The 14,007-nt window shown below is 38.3% G+C and carries 12 protein-coding genes; 6 read left to right on the top strand and 6 right to left on the bottom strand.

The annotated features are described in order from the left end of the window. Window positions 1-2: 2 nt before the first annotated feature. The 3 genes from EHR01_RS13360 to EHR01_RS13350 are packed head-to-tail and all read right to left on the bottom strand — an operon-like array spanning window position 3 to window position 3,993. Complete coding sequence (locus EHR01_RS13360; RefSeq protein ID WP_135695289.1) at window positions 3-830, bottom strand: metallophosphoesterase; 828 nt, start codon at window positions 828-830, stop codon at window positions 3-5. Between the two features lie 20 nt (window positions 831-850). After that, a complete protein-coding gene (locus EHR01_RS13355; RefSeq protein ID WP_135695287.1) occupies window positions 851-3,085 on the bottom strand; it encodes an alpha-glucosidase in 2,235 nt (744 codons plus the stop codon). A gap of 59 nt (window positions 3,086-3,144) precedes the next feature. Next, window positions 3,145-3,993, bottom strand: a complete 849-nt coding sequence (locus EHR01_RS13350) for a sulfurtransferase (protein ID WP_135695285.1) — start codon at window positions 3,991-3,993, stop codon at window positions 3,145-3,147. Window positions 3,994-4,177: 184 nt separating this feature from the next. On the opposite strand from EHR01_RS13350, the gene EHR01_RS13345 reads away from it, so the two are divergent. The 4 genes from EHR01_RS13345 to EHR01_RS13330 all read left to right on the top strand — a co-directional run bounded on the left by EHR01_RS13345 (window position 4,178) and on the right by EHR01_RS13330 (window position 8,796). Further along, window positions 4,178-5,035 (top strand): LIC11113 family protein, encoded by an 858-nt coding sequence (locus EHR01_RS13345; protein ID WP_244310118.1) that lies wholly within the window; start codon window positions 4,178-4,180, stop codon window positions 5,033-5,035. A 31-nt stretch (window positions 5,036-5,066) separates the two neighbouring features. Then, window positions 5,067-6,485, top strand: coding sequence for a S1C family serine protease (locus tag EHR01_RS13340; RefSeq protein WP_425269997.1), 1,419 nt, complete (start codon window positions 5,067-5,069; stop codon window positions 6,483-6,485). Beyond that, on the top strand, window positions 6,472-7,836 hold the full coding sequence (locus tag EHR01_RS13335; protein ID WP_135695281.1) for a PDZ domain-containing protein: 1,365 nt from the start codon (window positions 6,472-6,474) through the stop codon (window positions 7,834-7,836). The genes EHR01_RS13340 and EHR01_RS13335 overlap by 14 nt, the downstream gene beginning before the upstream one ends. 63 nt (window positions 7,837-7,899) lie before the next feature. Next, window positions 7,900-8,796: an ATP-binding response regulator gene (locus tag EHR01_RS13330; protein WP_135695279.1), complete on the top strand. Its 897-nt coding sequence runs from the start codon at window positions 7,900-7,902 to the stop codon at window positions 8,794-8,796. Here the strand turns inward: EHR01_RS13330 and EHR01_RS13325 are convergent. Further along, window positions 8,793-10,136 carry a hypothetical protein gene (locus tag EHR01_RS13325; RefSeq protein WP_135697341.1) on the bottom strand — a complete coding sequence of 448 codons (1,344 nt, stop codon included), beginning with the start codon at window positions 10,134-10,136 and terminating at the stop codon, window positions 8,793-8,795. The two genes, EHR01_RS13330 and EHR01_RS13325, sit on opposite strands and share 4 nt — an antisense overlap. Window positions 10,137-10,218: 82 nt before the next feature. On the opposite strand from EHR01_RS13325, the gene EHR01_RS13320 reads away from it, so the two are divergent. Beyond that, window positions 10,219-10,845 (top strand): hypothetical protein, encoded by a 627-nt coding sequence (locus tag EHR01_RS13320; RefSeq protein WP_135695277.1) that lies wholly within the window; start codon window positions 10,219-10,221, stop codon window positions 10,843-10,845. On the opposite strand, the gene EHR01_RS13315 is transcribed toward EHR01_RS13320, so the two are convergent. After that, complete coding sequence (locus EHR01_RS13315) at window positions 10,823-12,100, bottom strand: oligosaccharide flippase family protein (protein WP_135695275.1); 1,278 nt, start codon at window positions 12,098-12,100, stop codon at window positions 10,823-10,825. The genes EHR01_RS13320 and EHR01_RS13315 overlap by 23 nt on opposite strands. Window positions 12,101-12,103: 3 nt before the next feature. After that, on the bottom strand, window positions 12,104-13,114 hold the full coding sequence (locus EHR01_RS13310; protein WP_208721780.1) for a phosphatase PAP2 family protein: 1,011 nt from the start codon (window positions 13,112-13,114) through the stop codon (window positions 12,104-12,106). A gap of 71 nt (window positions 13,115-13,185) precedes the next feature. On the opposite strand from EHR01_RS13310, the gene EHR01_RS13305 reads away from it, so the two are divergent. Beyond that, window positions 13,186-14,007: a lysophospholipid acyltransferase family protein gene (locus tag EHR01_RS13305; protein ID WP_208721811.1), complete on the top strand. Its 822-nt coding sequence runs from the start codon at window positions 13,186-13,188 to the stop codon at window positions 14,005-14,007.

The following is a 14,007-nucleotide window of genomic DNA, read 5'->3' as shown; positions in this document are numbered from 1 at the left end:
TGCTATACCCAAAGTGGGATGACGGTGGCAGAACCACCATCCCACTCGATTTTGGTGTGGAAATGTTTTCTTTCTCGTATCCTTGGAACCTTAGCACCATTCACATAGAAAGTTCCCCCTGTGTATTCGTGCGTCTCTCGTTCTCTTTTTTTGCTGATTGAATGGTGCATATGACCGGAAAGAACCAAAGGTACTTTTTTCCCAATGGATTTGGCATACTCAATGGCTTCTGTAAGATCCATATCTCCCCAGTCCCCACCTTCTTTTTTAAACTCAGCTCCGTAGATGGAATTTTTGGCAGCACCCAAACCAAAAGGCCCGTTATGCGAAAGAAAGAATAAATTTTTTTCTTTTGTCCCATCGATCAGACGTTTGTACTTTTGAATCGAAGTTTCCATATTGGAAACCATATAGGCTTTTGTTAGATAAGGTCGAAAACTAAGACCACCACCCATCGCATGAGGACGACCCACGATAAGACTTAAATCCTTCTCCTGAGACAAAACTAAGGAACTATAACCATGTAAAGAAATGGGTTTTACAAGTTCCGAAAGATTCCGCATCCTACGGTTTTGGCCAATTTGTCCTGAATGGATGAGAACTTTCGATTGGATCACTTCCCCAATGATAGAAGTTAAACTCATCCCATCCCAATTTCCGGGAATCATATACGCACGTTTGGTGAGACCTTGGAAGGAAAGTTTCCCGAGTTTTGGGTTCCCACGTAGATCTCCTGTAAAGAACAAACAATCGTAATCCGAAGCATTGAAGTATTCGATATCTTTCTGGTTCCAATATCCGTGGATGTCGCCGATCAATGCAAATTTCATTTGGGTATCTCTTTAGTTACTTAATCTTTATTGCGAATGGAACTAATCGAAGAACGGATGAGGCCCTCTGATTTTCCACCCACTCGAATGAAAGCGGGAGGTTTTCCTATTGGTGCAGGGACTTGGATCTTTCTATAACCATCATAAGTGGTTCCTGTCCAGAGATGTAACCATCTGCCACGAGGTAGATACACTTCTTGTACAATATTCCCACTTTCCACTACTGGAGCCACAAGAAGATCATCTCCTAAAAAAAACTGGTATTTGTATTTTAATAAATTTTTATCATCCGGTTCTACCAAATAATTATGACGGACAACAGGGATTCCTGTGATTGATGCTTCTTCCACCAAACTTTGGATATATGGTTTAAGTGCAAAATGGATTCTTGCAATTTTTGCAAAAAGAGTCACTGTATCTTCATCACCGAGGGATTTGGTTCCATCTGGTTTGGTATAGGTATATACCTGCCAGTTTTTGAGAGGTTTATTTCCTTCGTGGGTTCTAAAAACTGGTGTAAAGGCAGAAGCTTCGGCCCATCGCAAAAGAAGTTCTTTGGACCTATGGTAGTTACGAAGCGGATTGGAAATGGTCGTGTAACCGCCAATATCACTATGATTTAACGCATAACCACTGATCCCGGAACTTGTGAGCCCAACAATTGAAGAGGGGAGGCCGTCATTGGTTCCGAAACTTACCATTTGGTCTCCTTCCCAAAAGAGAGTAGAATGTGCATTGGAATAACTATATCCAGCCCTTGTGAAAAATACGATTTTTCCTTCCATCCCGGCTTCTTTTATGGCTTCTCGATTGATCTTTGCCCAATCTACCGGATAACGGTTGTGATAGATTTTGGCGTCGATTCCAGAATATAGTTTGGCATCGTAAGGCAACCACTCTCCAAAATCGGCCATCCAACCTGATAGACCCATTCCAATCATATTTTTTTTGATTAGGTCTTTGGTCCAACGAACGGCGGCTGGGTTTGTTAGGTCAATGAGGTAAGCGGGAAAACCAACCGTTTGGATGAGATAATCTTCTCCTTTGGTATTTTTTACCAAGTAACCTTTTGTTTTTGCTTCTGTTAAGAGTGGGTTTGTAAAATCATCTCCCGGTTTTTTAGGATCTGTATCAGCCAGGAAGGAATTAATGTAACCTAACACCTGTACGTTTTGGTCATTCATTGATTTCACAAATTTTTTAAATTCAGGATACAAAGTATCATCTGCATACCAACGCCATTTGAGTTGGTCTCCAAAATTTGTGACTCGGCGTCCACACCAATCTTGGATCCAAAGTGCTGTCACAGGATTTCCTGCATCTTTTGCTTGTTTGACGATGTCAGAAACTTTTTCAGATCCTCCTTGGACACCAAGCCAAGTGCCGTAAGCCCAATCTGGAAGTTTTGGGAATCTACCTGTTTTTTTGGTATAAGCTTCAATCAGAGATTTGGAAGAAGTTCCGATCCAAATGGTTCCGGTCAGTGATTTTTCGGATTGGAAATCCCAAAACTCCACTTTGGTTTTTTTGGAATCACTGAAGTCAAAATTCGCATAACCGCTGTTTTCAAAAAAAACAGAACGATTTTCGGAACTGATATAGTGAGGGATGGGAGCGTAAGTTGTATATGCGTTTCCACCGGCACCAGCCATAAGATTGGCTCCAGTTGTGATTGGTTGGTCACCACGACCCACACCTTGTTCTTCCGTAAATAAAAAGGGGGTTTTTCCTTTGAGTTCATCATAGGTAAACTGTTCCCCTAACCCAAATATCTTTTCTTCAGGATGTGAAACATAGTGTAGGTGGATTCTATTTAAGGAAGGATCAGAAAGAGTAATCTTAAATTCTACTTCCGTATCTGATTTGGTTTGGAAAAGAAGTTGGTAATCGGTGGAACAATCTTTTCCAGTTAACTTCCCTTTGATGGTAATTTTTCCCGGTTCCTTTTTTATATCGTCTACGGATTGTTTGTTGCAAGATTTTTGCAAAGTTTCTTTGAATTGGAACGATGCCATCCGGTATTTGGAGATGGTATCCTTGGTGAAAGACAAAAGGAATGGTTCTTCGAGGGAAAGTTTAATAAAGTCTTTAGAAAGAGACTGGTTTCTTAACGTGAATTCATTTGTCGATTGAATCCATTGTACTTTTTGTGTGACAGAATAAGATTCTTCTGGAATCGGAAGATTCGAAACGATGCGGGAAGCACATTCCAAAAAGAACAGTGATAGAGATAGGGAAATAAAACGAAATACCATCGACCCCTCCAGGAGCAGAGATTAGTGGATCGATGGATTGAGGATTCGTAAATTCTTTTTTAAACTTTCTTGCGATCTAATCCGCCCACACGTGGTGCTGCGGCCGCCCCTTGTTTGACACCGAATACTGCTACCGCTTGTTTGGGTAAGCTTGATTTTCTCCATTCAAACCAAGAACCTTGGTAGGTGGTGACATCAATATAACCGGCTTCGCGGAGCATTAGAGCGAGTAAACAAGAGCGAGCTCCATTGTAATCATAAATCACAGTGGGTCGTTCTGGCATAAAAGGAAATCCATTGAGGCGTTTTTTGAAAAGAGAACGTTCGATGAGATTTGCTTCCCCATCATATAAATTTCTCCAATCCCATAAAAAAGCGCCTGGCAAACGACCACAAAGAGTTCCTTCTTCAGGAGCTGTAAGTCGTGGCAAACGTCCTTCGTATTCCTCCATGGTCCTTGCATCAAAGATTTGGAGTTTGGTAAGATTTCGTTCCATAAAGGCTTTGTCCACGACACCTTCGATGGGTTTTACTTTGTCTGCGATTGGAGGTTCAACTTTGAACTCACCTTTGGCTTTTTTTCCTGTGGCTGGCCATTTTTGGCCAAGAACATAAGCGTCTTTGATTCCCATCCCACGGAGTAAATACACCATCCGAGTAGAAAACATTCCCATTCCTTCATCGAAAACAATGATTCGTGTTTTTTTTGATTTTTGAAATTCTTGTACGACTGCGACCATCGGTCCGTACAATTTCTTTTGGGATTCTGGATCGGATCCGAATGCTTTTTTGATAAATGGATAGTAGTAGGCACCTTCCAAAGTTTCCTCTTCATACGCTGATTGTGAACGACAATCGATGAGGAAGTCACCAGGTTCTATATCGGTTTTTAGAAAGTTCCAGTTCAAAAAAGTATTCTCCTATTTCTTACATTACTTTTCCACCCCTCGAATTTTTGAAAGTCTGAAAACCAAAAAAAAAGTTCATCTCTGGTTTGAGACATAATGAGAAAAGAAATCAATGGGATGCCAGTTGATTCTAGCGGGGGAACCAGCCGATAATTGGTACAATCGGTATTTCATGATTAGGCAGATGCACATATACTTTGGATTGATTTTGTTTCTTTTGGCAACAGGAGTTGTTTTTGCGGACCGCACAAAGATTTACCCATCGTTGCATTCGCTAAAGATGGAAGTGGAATCATGGAAGGAAAAAAAACCATCCACTCAAATCAAAAAACAGATTCGTTTGCATCAAAGTTTTCTGATGGAGGATGAAACTTGCCGTATAGAACCTACCTCTCACATTTCATCCGTCACATACTTTCGATTTAGTTGCCAATCTGATTCGGAACCTCTCCTCATCCAATTCCGTTCCAATCAAAAACGGAAAATTGAAGTTGGGAAATTTCAATTGAGAGCCATCCATCATATCGGGAAAAAACAGTATTTAGAAATTGAAACCGGTCTTGTCGTAGGTGAAACAAAAACTCAAGCCCGATTGAATACGGATGATACCGAATTGGATTATCCTTCAAAAAAACAAATCCCTGTTGTTACAGAAAACAAACCAACCACTAACTCATACAAACCCATTCAAAATCCGAATTTATTTTATTTTAAATCCATATCCCAAAATCCAAAAAGAAGAAAGGAAGTTCCTTCCAATATTGAAGTGTTTTTTGATTCTTCTTGTCCATTGGAGTTTATCGAAAAGGACCAAAGTTTTTATTGGGATCAAACCGTTTCCTTTGTCTTTCGTATCACATGCATTCGTGATTCAGCTTATAGTTTGATCCGTGTGCCATCAACAGCATCCGGTGATTTGGTTTCCTCAAATACGATTTGGAAAGATCCAAAACCTGGTGATCACGTTTTAGGAACTGCTGTCTTAAAAAAGATCACTGAAACTCAAACCTTTTGGGAGAAAATCGTTTTGTATTATGAATAGATTATTAAAATTCAGTTTTATCTTTTTTCTTATGAGTTATTCACTTTGGGCTCAAGTAGATCCCGAACCTGCAGTGGATTCTATATTCCGTTCCGTGGTTCTCATTCGTAATGAGGGGTTTAATACAGAAAACAAAACACAACCATGGATGAAAAAGAATTTGTATACTGGATTTGGATCAGGCCTTGTTTTGCCTAACCAAACCATTTTGACAAATGCACATGTGGTTCGTGATGCAAAACGAATTCTTGTCAAAAGTAGTTTTACTAAAAAAGAATATTTAGCGGATGTTAAATATATAGGTTATGATTGTGATTTGGCTTTATTACAAGTAAATGATCCAGATTTTTCAGAACAAACCACAACACTTTCTTTTTTAGAAGGGATCCCTAATTTAGGATCGGATGTATTACTTTTAGGTTTTCCAAATGGAAATGATAGTTTGTCAGTCGAAAAAGGATCTATCCTTCGTTTTGAAAAAAATCGCTACACCTACTCCGGATTAGACTATCGTAATGTTTTAAAAATCAATGCGAATATCCAACCAGGAAATTCTGGGGGCCCTGCCGTTCAAAATGGGAAAGTGGTTGGTCTTGTATTTCAAATTAGTACTTTAGAACAAGGGATTGCTTATCTGATATCAAATGATATCATTCGTCACTTTTTAGAAGATATTACAGATGGAAAGTATGATGGATTTCCTAACATTGGATTCACTTTTCAAAATGGAAATCCAAAAAGTTTAAAACAAGCAATGAAGGTTCCAGCCAATCAATCTGGTATTTTTGTGAACCGAATTTATCCTTCTTCAACGTTTTCAAAAGTCTTAAAAGAAAAGGATTTTGTTTTTGCAGTGGATAATTTACCTCTTTCGAATGATGGAGAAATTACCGAGTCCAATAAAAAAGAATTCATCATCGATTGGATCGAAAACAAACAATTAAATTCCAAAGTTGCGGTCAGTTATTACAGAGCAGGCAAACGTTATGATGCGGAAGTGAATCTGCAAAAAAACTATGCGCTGGATTTGTATCGTGATTCTACGGAAGATTATTTTTTACAGGCAGGATTTGTTTTCCAGCCCATCACAAGGTCCTTTTTCCATTCAGAAGATGGAGATTTGGATAGTTCTCTAAAATACCATTATAGTTATTTCATTCAAGATTTGTTGTACAGATATACAACCCGGGATATCGTGCTGAGTTATACATTCAATGATCCTGAAACTTCAAAGTATAAAAAGTATAAATACAAAGTTGTTGAGTCGATTAACGGAAAAGTACCTAAAGATTTAAATGAATTTAAAACCATTTGGAAAGAAGGCAAAAAAGGATTTATTGTCCTTAGGTTTCGAGGTATGGATTTACCCATTGTTCTTAGGCCAGAGTCTATTTACCAAATGAACCAACGTGTGAAAAAAAGATATGGTGCAAATTATGAAGAGTTTTAAATATATTTTTGTAATTGTTTCGGTTTTTGCCACCTTACTTCCCGTTGGCGCCGAAGAGTTTGAAGACAAACGTGTGATCGAATCCAAGATTACATTTCAAAAAACGAGCCACCAAAATCCTTGGCTTGTAGGAGAACCTTATTCCAGAAAGTTAAATTTACTTTATATCGGAAAAGGACTTTTTTTTGGAGTCACACTACCCAAACAAAATCCAGTATTTGCTGAATTTGAGTCTTTTGATTATTCTGTTCCCAAACTAGGGATCAAATCCTATGATGAAGAAACTGGATTTATTCTTTTGGAAACAAAAGAGATTCCCAAACTCCCTAAATCAGTGGTTTTGGATTCCAAATTAGCAACCAAACATTGCCCGACGGGTAAGTCTCGTTACGTATTTCTTCCGTTTTCAAAAACACCAATCAAAGTATTGCTCTTCGATAAAAAAACATCAGAAGAATCCGATTTTTTCTTCAAAAATCAAGTGTTATGCGGTGTGACAGTAGGGGAATATTTGATTCCAACAGAATATGTTGAAACTTTTTACAGGACAGAAGGAAAACCTTTCCCCCACCCAGGGTTGGTGTTTGATGTCAATTTGACTCCGTCGGAACGTGAGTATTATTCAAAAAATAATACAAATCCTCTTTTAGTAACGGAAGTGATCCCCGGTGTTGGACCTGCATACAATCTGTTTCCTGGTGATTTGATCACAGAAGTTAATTCAATTCCTCTTTCTAAAATTGATGATTGGGATCGTTCGGATAAAGTTTATGATTTGATATTGCGTAAACCAAGTGGAGTATTGCGAGAGTTAGGCGAAACTGTGCAGTTAAAACTTCATAGAAATTTTCAGAATCAGAATGTAAGTTATGATTTGCGGGCATACGACTCTAATGATTTTTTAATTCCAGAAGAAGCCAAAAAACGAAAACCTCTGTATTTGATTGTAGGTGGATTTTTCTTTACGGAACTTACAAATGCATATTTGAAGGAATTTGGTTCTGAATACCGAGTTAAGTCGGAAAAAAAACTAGTTTATCTTTCTGACTACTACCAAAAAAAAGTCCACCCTGTTCGCGAAAAAATCGTGATTTTAAGCCGTGTTTTTCCCCTAGAAGGGAACCTAGGATACCAAGAATTTCAGGATTTGGTACTAGAGAAGGTAAACGGAACACGGGTCACTTCCCTTAGCCAATTAAAAACCCTTCTTCAGTCGGAAGAGACCACCTACTATGCGTTTGAGCTATCCGGTGGAAAGATCGCTTTTTTTACACGTAGGGAAATTTTGGATCTCCAACAAGAGTTACAACTGACTTATAAATTGGGCCGTGCCTACAACTTAGAAGACTAAAACTTAAAAATAGATTTACAATTGTTATAGATTGGAGTTCCCTTTACTCTAAGACTCCATTCTATGAAAATCCTTTTTGTTGATGACGAAGATACAATCCGCGAATTGTTCTGGGAATACTTCAAAGATGAATTTAATGTCACTCTTGCTTCCGACGGACAAGAGGCTCTTGCGATTTCTAATCAGAATACATTTGACCTTATTATTTCTGATATCAGCTTACCGAAATTAAATGGAATCCAATTCATTCAGAAACTGAGGGCAGACGGAAATCAAACTCCTTTTTTGGTGATTACTGGAGATAGTGACATTCAAATTGCCATCGATGTGTTCAGAATGGGAGCGGTAGATTTTTTTCTGAAACCGTTCCGAATGGAAGCTCTTCGGTCTCGGATCAAAAAATTTGAAAACGCAGACATAGATTTAAGCCTACTCTTTAATAGTGGTGAAATCATTCAGTTTAGTGATGACTGTAGAATCAAACTTCGCCCACAAATTAAAAAATTAAATTCTTATATTGCTTTCATCGTTAAACAGATTTTAAATTCACCTTTAGCCACTCAAGAAGATTTGATATCCATTAAAATTGTTTTGTATGAACTCTTGGCAAATGCTATTGAACACGGCGTGGCAGGTGTAAGTTATGCGGAAAAACAAGAATGTTTAGAAGCCAATGAAGATTATTTTAAGTTAGTGGATTCTCGTTGTGCAGAAAACAATTCTTTTGTCTTCGTAGAAATATCTATGGATGATGTTGGGATTACCATCGTCATTCGTGATGAAGGAAATGGATTTGCTGTCAGTCAAATTCCTAATCCAGTTGTTAACCCAGCTGCCAACCTAGTCAGTGGAAGGGGAATCTTTCTTGCTAAGATGAATATTGATTCGATTGTTTATAATGAAAAGGGTAACGAAGTTCGGTTTTTCAAAACTTGGTACAAACTGATGCAACCCACTTAAAATTGGACTCCAAGAGAAACATAAAACCGTAAGTATTCTTTTTTAGGCATTTCTTCTGCGAATGGTTCAGTGATGAGGACACGAGTTTGGCGAGGGTCCATCATCGTATACGAAGCACTGACTTGAGCAAATAATTTTCCATATTCGTTAGATAAAAAACTTAGTTTCCCTATGACTTCACTGCCTTTGCCTAAGGCAGAGTCGGATCGATTCAAAAATAAATCAGTGCGAAAAAAAGTATTCCAATCCATACCCATTTGGATTCCATAAATTCGATTTCCTTTGTTTTCAAAGTTGGGATTTTCTTTTGAAGGAACATCTCGAAACTGCGGTGGGTTTACTAAGTCCAAAGATTGGTATAATAAAAATGAAGAATATCCACCAAGGACTCTTGGTTCGGCAAAATTTGACGCATAACCATCGCTATTTGAGTCTAATCGTTCTTTTGTATCTTTTTTGGTAACAAGGCCGGCCAAAGCAAAACTAAATTTTTCACCTTGGGAGTGAAGAGACAAATATCCTAAATAAGAATTCGTTGCAATTTGTTTTTCTGACCAAGGAGTAGAGGAAGATTTTGACTCGCCAAGAAGCCGAATGCCCACCAAATCCAAAGCCCAAGTTTCCCAAAATTTTTTCGATTGGAACTCCATTCCACTGTAGGAGTAACGACCAGAAACTCTTTGGCCTGATAGAATTTGTCCATTGGTATTATGGTTGGGATCAGAAAGTACATAATGAAAAAAACGAAACTCTTCCCAAAACAAAGTTTTTTCAGAACTGAGAAGGCCACCATAAATTTCCCTACGGTAACCGACCCAAGGAGGCCCAAACCAGTTTTCCCATTCGGGTTTTGCATTTAAGCGAATTCCTGTTATGCGAAGACCAGAGGAATGAGAAAGGGAAACAGATCCATAATTTGCCATTCCCACAAAAAAGAAACCAAACCTGTCCAATCGATTGAACCCACGGCCAACTTCTAAATCCATCTGAATGCCTGATATTTTTTTGGATGCTAAACCTGTGAATTCGGAATCATAAATCGTTTTTACTTCTTTATTTACGATCCTTCCTTCGGAAAGGCCGACTCTTGGTGCAACGAGGACAGCCAAACTCCAACCTTGGTTCACAAAATAAAATAAACTAGGAGTTGTGAGGATTCCTTGTGAGTCATAACGATTTGCCTTTTCTGAATCCAGTCCTCCCTTTTGGGATCGGAACTTACCACCAGAAATGAGTTCTGATTGGAAACCGAATTCTTTGGTTCCGTCCTTAGGAATCTTTTGGATTCTTTCTTGGACCACCACTCGTCCGAAATGGCGGTTGGCCCGGTCGTCATCCATTACCGAGTCAGAGTAAGACTCAGCCGAAAGACTGGAAAAAAAAGAAAGAAAGAGAAAGGAAACTATCCCGATACTTGTAGGGATGAAGAAAATACTTTTGAAATACAGACATGGATTTCTTCTCATTTTCCCTCTTCTGTTGGTTATTTTTTCATATGGAGAAGCTGACACTCGTTTTTCTCATGACTTGAGCCGGTTTTTTGAGAAGACAGACCATAGTAAAGAAGAAGCAGTCATTTACGTATATTTGACAGAAGCTGAAAAAACAAATTTTTCGGTTCGCAGAAGAAAAGAACTCTCACGAGCCATTGTTAGATTTTCACAAAAATTACAATTCCCCGATGGAACATTGTTAGGTGGATATAAGCCAAATTCATCCTTGTTTTTATTGGCATGGGCAAAAACAAGATCGGAATTTCGAACAAATCCTTTGTATGGGTATGGAATTTTGAGTTTGTCTGAAATGTTTGTTCGAGAATTTGAAATGTCCTCTGGAACAAAAATCAATCGGGATTATGACGTCCAAAACGATTCAATCCAATTGAAGATGGTAATTTTAAAATTAAAAGAATCTTTGGCTGCAGGAAAATCGGTCAAAGAATCATATTTAAAAATATATGAAGGTAATACTTCTCCAAATGAATGGGAATTGTTAGAAACTAATTATAAAAAAATGTATGAGTTTGTTACTTCCGAAAATAAGCCATAAAGTAACCGGTTAATAATAACCAAGATACAATTTGGCCAAGAAAAAGTGATATAGCGGCTCCATTGGCACCCCAGTCAGGAATGATCCAATAATCGAAGATGGCACCGAATAACAAACGAAGTAATGCAAGCCCAGCGAGAAGTCTAGGCAATCCCAAAGCAAAGAGTGCAGTTCCTAAAGGTGCAAACACTAATTGAAGTAAAAAATTAGGATATAAAATTTTAAATACAGAAATTGAGTTTGTATATTTTGTTCCGAATAACAATGTTAAGATGGGCTCTGCGAGTAATATTCCGGGTGATAAGACAATCGCAATCATCCCACCCAAAAACACTGATTTTTTTAGAACATTGGGAAATTCTTCTGTTTCAGCAAGCCTTGCCAATTTTGGAAAAATGATTGAGTTGAAAGTAGCAAGGATAATGATAAATCCACTAAATAGTTGTAATGCGGTTCCGTAATCGGCGACAATTTCGGGTGGGTGAAATTGATTTAAAAAGAAAATTTCCAAACGATCCGATAGGATGGCAAAAATTGAGGCAGCAAAAGCCCAAAGATTAAAGAGTAAAAGTTTTTTTTCATTGGTTCTGACTTCAGAAGCTTCTGCTGTAAAAGAAATCTCTTCTTTGCCAAAAAAGAAAAAGAATAAAAATAAAACAAAAATAGGAGCAATACAAAAAACTGCGAGAATATCCATATATGTGAGAGGATGGATACTTGATTCAGATAAATAGATTAACAATAGAAGTCGAACTACGTTTGGAAGTGGATTCCAAAGAGAAAGAGATTTGTATTTCCTGTAAGAAACAAATAAACTTTCGAAGTAGGAAATAAATGAGATGATGATCCCACCAAATAACAAAAGTAACAAAACGAAGAAGTTTTCATCACTCGTTAGGTAGGCCACCAAACAAACGATAGATAAAAATAAAAAAGAATAAAATTTAATTCTTAATGATGCACTTAGAATGGCACCTGGGTTTTCTTTTTTCTCCGCCATTGGAGATATGTATTTGATCAGTGCATTGGGAAGACCAAATTCTGCAACCGCCAGAACCACCGGTAAAAATCCTAAAAAGTATTGGAGTTTTCCGTTTTCCGCTTTGCTTAACAAATTTACGGAATAAATCATAAACACCAAGTTGGTGATGGCGGATAAAGCTTTGGAGCTACTAACAAAGAAAGAGTTTTTGAGAACTCCTTCTTTTAATAGTTCTGATTTTAGAATCTGGAATATCTTTTTTAATTTTTGCATGTATTAGTTTTGCAAAAACTTTCCTTTTTGGATTTTTTGCAGAACCAAAGGGACGATGGCTACTAGTGCAAATCCAACGACCAAATAACGCATGTATCTGAGAAATAAATCATCTTGCCAAACCGATGCTTTAATGATGTTGCCAGGAATTATATAGAGTACCGTGATCACAATGGCTAAAACTAACAAACGAACTAAAACAGTATTCCAAAAAATGCGGAATTCTTTGGTTCTGAATGAGAAACTAAATTTAGGAAGGGTCCAATCTAAAAACTCAGGTTTGCTAAATCTTGGATAAAATAGAACTCCTAACCAAAAACCTCCAAGAGCTCCACTTGCCATAAGTAATCCCCTTAAGCTGTAATGGTGTTCTTCAGAGAGGTAAGGAGAATCTAAAGCGATTGGTGCAAGTGTAAGGACAATCCCAAGCAAACCTAAGGTTCTATAATTTTTTGTTTCGATAAAAATCCGTTTTTCATCTTTCGAATAAAATTGATTGAGAAACCAAATAATCGTTAGTAAATGAATGATACCTAATCCAAATCCTAAACCAACATCTCCTAGGTAGTGAACTTTCAAATACATCCGAGAGAGTGGCATAACAAGAATGATAAATAGAGAAAGAATTCGAAACCAAAGTTTGGGGATCCTATAAGCTAACAATCCCCAGACGACTACTGCCGAGTATACATGTCCCGAAGGTAAACCAAATGCTTTTTCATCAAAGGCTTCGGGGTAGGGAAAGGGTCTTGGACTTTCTAAAAAAAACTTAAAAATGTAAACGGCGATTCCAGATGTTAATAAACTTAACGAAAGTTCGAGGGCGAGTTTTGGGCGATAGTAAATATATACAAAAGAGATAATACTGAGGAAAAAACTACTTCCTCCCAAATAGTGACAGATTGTAGAAATTGTGAAGAAGACTCCACCGAGAGTGGGATCCCAGATATGCAGGGAATCCAGGGGAATGGAAGAGAACCAAAGGGAGTTCTGTGCTAGGAGGAGTTCTTTCATAGGAATTTCCATCTAAGATGAAAATCCAACTTGATTTCATAAAGTTTTATTTTGAAATATGTGATGATTCTATGGATTCTAACCAAAACCCCGCTGATATTTTAGAAAGTCTCTTTGTCATTCCCAGGGAAGTTCCCAAAACCATCCTCCGTAACCTCCTGGAGCTCATTTATGACGTCAAAGTGGCTGGATCCGAAAATATTCCCGAATCCGGTGGGGCTCTCATCATCTCCAACCATACCGATTATTTGGACATTCCGGTCCAAGGAGCCTTTGCAGACCGAAAGATCGTTTATTTAGGCAAATATGAGCTTTTTCACCCCCAAGAAGAGATTATGGCCATCATCAATCACAAAAGCTCTCCTTTTAACTACCCGCCCCTTAGCCTCACGAAACCAGTTATCGAGGTTTTGGTGAATTCTCTTGGCAGCGTGGTGAAAAAAAACCTGATCAATTGGGGGAGTATGCCCATCATTCGCAATGCCGCTAAGGATTCGGAAATGGACAAACGGGCCGCCATGGATTACTACGAAAAACTCGAAACCTATATGGTGGATCTGATGAAGGAAGGGGAACTTCTTTCCATTTATCCGGAAGGATCTCGTTCGGAAACAGGGGAATTACAATCCTTTCGGGCAATGGCGGCAAAACTTGCCATCCGTGCTGGAGTTCCCATCATCCCATCTGGAATCGTTGGTGCTACCAATATGTCTAAACCGAAGGCTTTCCTCACAGGAGATGCTTTTAAAACGAAAATTCGCTACCAGATTGGAAAACCCATCCTTCCTTCGGAGTTTCCAACCGGACCAGAGAAAAAAGCGGCCAAAGAACTGACAGAAATTTTGGAAAATCGAGTGCGGGAACTGATGAAACAGGCGGAATCCATACTTTAA

It is taken from the genome of Leptospira mtsangambouensis (assembly GCF_004770475.1).
Lineage (GTDB): Bacteria > Spirochaetota > Leptospiria > Leptospirales > Leptospiraceae > Leptospira_A > Leptospira_A mtsangambouensis.
The sequence above is the reverse complement of the archived record's forward strand: the minus strand, read 5'-3'. Positions and strand labels throughout refer to the sequence as shown.

Bases quoted from the DNA above. Each gene is read 5' to 3' on its own strand.
- EHR01_RS13345 (WP_244310118.1), top strand. From the start codon at position 4,178: ATGCACATATACTTTGGATTGATTTTGTTTCTTTTGGCAACAGGAGTT.
- EHR01_RS13305 (WP_208721811.1), top strand. From the start codon at position 13,186: ATGGATTCTAACCAAAACCCCGCTGATATTTTAGAAAGTCTCTTTGTC.
- EHR01_RS13315 (WP_135695275.1), bottom strand. From the start codon at position 12,100: ATGCAAAAATTAAAAAAGATATTCCAGATTCTAAAATCAGAACTATTA.
- EHR01_RS13330 (WP_135695279.1), top strand. From the start codon at position 7,900: ATGAAAATCCTTTTTGTTGATGACGAAGATACAATCCGCGAATTGTTC.
- EHR01_RS13325 (WP_135697341.1), bottom strand. From the start codon at position 10,136: ATGGATGACGACCGGGCCAACCGCCATTTCGGACGAGTGGTGGTCCAA.
- EHR01_RS13340 (WP_425269997.1), top strand. From the start codon at position 5,067: ATGAGTTATTCACTTTGGGCTCAAGTAGATCCCGAACCTGCAGTGGAT.
- EHR01_RS13335 (WP_135695281.1), top strand. From the start codon at position 6,472: ATGAAGAGTTTTAAATATATTTTTGTAATTGTTTCGGTTTTTGCCACC.
- EHR01_RS13360 (WP_135695289.1), bottom strand. From the start codon at position 830: ATGAAATTTGCATTGATCGGCGACATCCACGGATATTGGAACCAGAAA.
- EHR01_RS13320 (WP_135695277.1), top strand. From the start codon at position 10,219: ATGAAGAAAATACTTTTGAAATACAGACATGGATTTCTTCTCATTTTC.
- EHR01_RS13310 (WP_208721780.1), bottom strand. From the start codon at position 13,114: ATGAAAGAACTCCTCCTAGCACAGAACTCCCTTTGGTTCTCTTCCATT.
- EHR01_RS13355 (WP_135695287.1), bottom strand. From the start codon at position 3,085: ATGGTATTTCGTTTTATTTCCCTATCTCTATCACTGTTCTTTTTGGAA.